This window comes from Flavobacterium sp., from assembly GCF_046317795.1.
In the GTDB taxonomy this organism is placed as follows: Bacteria; Bacteroidota; Bacteroidia; order Flavobacteriales; family Flavobacteriaceae; genus Flavobacterium.
On record NZ_JBKCVI010000079.1, the window covers coordinates 1 to 3227 of the forward strand.

The following is a 3227-nucleotide window of genomic DNA, read 5'->3' on the forward strand; positions in this document are numbered from 1 at the left end:
GTATAACGATTAAAAGCGCCTGTAGGTTGCAATTGTGAACGAGTGCCTTGCATCCATTCAATGCCTTGAGAAGCCAAAAAAGAATTCAATTTAGAATCTAAGGTATAACAAGGTGCAATAAAACTCTTGGAAGCAAAACCAAAAGTAGCTTCAAAAACAGCTAACCCTTCGGCTAGTATTTTTTTATGCGTTTCCACTTCTTCAGGACTATTCCAATCAAAAGACTCCATAAAACTATAATCAGCTATACCCGAAAAGGTAGTACCAAAATTAAACAATTCCCGAACACGCTCTGAATTTTCCTTTAAAGCACTCATCCAACGATGAATGTTAACATGTTCTCTGCCATGAAACTGAGGTTGAAAAACGCCTAGTTCCATCCCTTTCTTCCAAAGAGACAAATTGTTCTGATGTTCAGGATAATGCTGAAAAGTGGTATAAAACGGTTCCCAAAAGTAGTTTTGAAAATCGCTTTCTTTAATTTTCTTAAAATCAGGATTAGCCATGATAGCATTGGCAGTCAATACAGCGGGTTGACCATCGCTTCCTTTGTGCTTAAGAAGAACGTCAAATAGCATTTCTAAATCAGTTTGCGACTCTAAAGCATCATTTTTATAAATACTTTTAGAAACATCTATTTTAGATTTTTCAAAATAGTTTACTATCACTTTAGATGGTGTTCGTATAGCACCCCAATCGTCTGATTCTAATATAACTAATTTTCTTTTAACGGTTTTACCAGAAACGTTAATTTTTGTAGCATCTAAATATGATTTTAAATTAATTAAAGTCTCTTTCAATTTTTATTTTATTAAATCAATTAATGGAAAATTTGTCCCTATAATAGATGCTAAAAGAGGGTTGGAACACAATGCCATTATAGAGATAGTGTTAAAAGAAATACGTATTGAAACTACTAAAAAAAACAAAAAAAAGGGTATGCTATACAATATTGCTTTTTGATAATATTTCGAATTGTATTTAATGTAATAAAGTATGATTACCGCTACTCCAAACAACTGTGCCAAAATTGAGTATCTTACACCAGATGGAAGAGAGGACATTAAATTACCAATAGTCAATAAAAGGAGTGAAAGAATAGTGAAATTTATTAATGTTTTATCATTTCTATATTTCCTTTCTTTTATAAAATAAATTACAGTTATTACAACAGCTATAGTAAAATTTAAAACTTTAGAAAAATATTGTATATACCAATTAGCACTTTGATTTAGTATTTCTACAGTTTCTACATATTCATCATTAGAGTAGGATTCTAACCTTGGTAACAATAGTTCTGGCAATACGTTTTCTAAAATACCACCAATAAACTTAATATCTAAAGAGTTGATCAAAAAACTTGAAATAAATATTAAATAAGATAATCTAAAAGATAGACGAAAAATATAAAATACTAAAAATACTAAAATAGGTAAACCAAATGAGAAATGAATTAGTATTGATGCAAAAATACAAATAAGACCTTTTTTATTATTTTTTAATAGTACTTGAAATACTCCAAAGAAAAAAACATGTGCAGCTGTCCACATTCGCACTCCATTCAACTCCCAAAAACCAATTACTGAAGCAAATACAAAAATAAGGACCCAAAAAAATCGTGGCGATTGATTTTTTTTAATTTCCTCTACAATAAGCCATATATTACGTGAATAAAAATACCCATATACAATACCAAAAAATGCAAATAAAATACTTCCGTTTTGTGTAAAAAGTGAAACGAAATTTGTCATTAATGGCTCATATATATCGACAGTAGCTTTACCTTCATTATCAATTGAATAAAAAGACAATAAAAAATTATCCCATGTTCTTTTGCTGTTACTAATATCAATAAGCTTTTGAACATAACGCGTACTGTCTGTCAATTCTGGACGGTACATTGTATAACCATGAAACACCACAAACAGCCACACCATGTTTTTTGCCCATGGTAACCGGTAGTTTCTAACAGCTTGAATTAAACCATAAAAAGGGAAAACAATAAAATAAAAAAAAGCGTTTTTCATTACTTCATCAAAGCTAAAAACTTGGTAGCTACTTTTTCAATTCGATAATTATCTTTGTCTGGAAGTATCATTTTTTTTGAATAATTCTCTTCAAAAAACTCATTAATAGTTTCAATTTTTAAATCACCATATTTTATACTTAATACTGGTTTATCAATAATTAAATAATCTATTAATTTACTTGGTGTTTGTGTATTGCCTACATTTTCGAAATTGACAACAAAATTCATTTTGGACAATTCAAATAGTAATTTTTCTCTTGGAACTAATTCTTTTAAAATAATTCTAGAATTTTTTATAAAAGGTTTAACAAATTGAGGTGTTGTGGTATACACATGAAATTCAAAAGGTTTGACTAATTCTAAATCATTAATGTAATCTAAAAACTCTGAAGGATCACGTCTACCGGGTATGAACATACCTGCATAACCAAAAACTATTTTAGAACTGTCTTTTTCTCCTTCATACAATTGAACATCTTCAAAACGAAAACCTTGCGGTATTACTTTTATTTTAGGATGAAATTCAGTGTAGTAACCCCCTATTGATTTTTCAGTAGGTACGGTCAAATAATCTACTTTTTTACAAAACCATTTTTCTACCCAACCAAAATAAAATAGGGGTTTAAAACTATCATTTTCTTGACCCATGTAAGGATCGCCACAATCGGCTATCCAAACTTTGGCTATTTTATTGGACCAAACACTTGCAACACCCCAATGAATAGGATAAGGATATGCAATTGAAATCAATGCGTCATAATCTTGTTCATTTTTCAAAGCTTTTTTTACTAAAAACATCAATTGAATTTTTGGGTATTCAAAAAGCAATGCACTAAATCGAACAATAATTCTCCAAAACAACCTAATAACTCCTGTTCCTTTTACCTTAGGTTCAGCCCAAGTTAAATTCCCTAAGCTTTTAAAAGTAATACCGATTTGTTGACAAAAAGTTTCTAAACCTGTTCTTTGATGAGTAATTACTGTAACTTGATGTCCTTTTCTTGCCAATTCGGTTGCCAATTCGGTTGCACGAAAAGAGCGTGGTGAATTTTCAGGATAAAAGGCATTGCAAACTAGAAGTATTTTTTTTGTCATGTCTAAAAGGTATATTCTTTTACTAAATATTTTGATTTATCTATAAAAGGTTTTTCTAGAAATCTATATGTTAAATAGGAAAGAAAAAGAGTAATTATAATTG

General features: G+C 29.7%; 3 protein-coding genes. All 3 read right to left on the reverse strand.

Annotation, left to right across the window (positions count from 1 at the left end):
* Positions 1 to 800 (reverse strand): hypothetical protein (locus tag ACK5ON_RS04680; RefSeq protein ID WP_409820341.1); only part of this gene is annotated, 800 nt, incomplete at its 3' end.
* Positions 801 to 803: 3 nt separating this feature from the next.
* Positions 804 to 2027, reverse strand: a complete 1224-nt coding sequence (locus tag ACK5ON_RS04685; RefSeq protein ID WP_409820343.1) for an EpsG family protein — start codon at positions 2025 to 2027, stop codon at positions 804 to 806.
* A complete protein-coding gene (locus ACK5ON_RS04690; protein ID WP_409820345.1) occupies positions 2027 to 3124 on the reverse strand; it encodes a glycosyltransferase in 1098 nt (365 codons plus the stop codon). Before ACK5ON_RS04690 ends, ACK5ON_RS04685 begins: the two co-directional genes overlap by 1 nt.
* Positions 3125 to 3227 lie beyond the last annotated feature (103 nt).

Excerpts from the sequence above, each read along its gene's own strand:
- ACK5ON_RS04685 (WP_409820343.1), bottom strand. The coding sequence starts at position 2,027 with ATGAAAAACGCTTTTTTTTATTTTATTGTTTTCCCTTTTTATGGTTTA.
- ACK5ON_RS04690 (WP_409820345.1), bottom strand. The coding sequence starts at position 3,124 with ATGACAAAAAAAATACTTCTAGTTTGCAATGCCTTTTATCCTGAAAAT.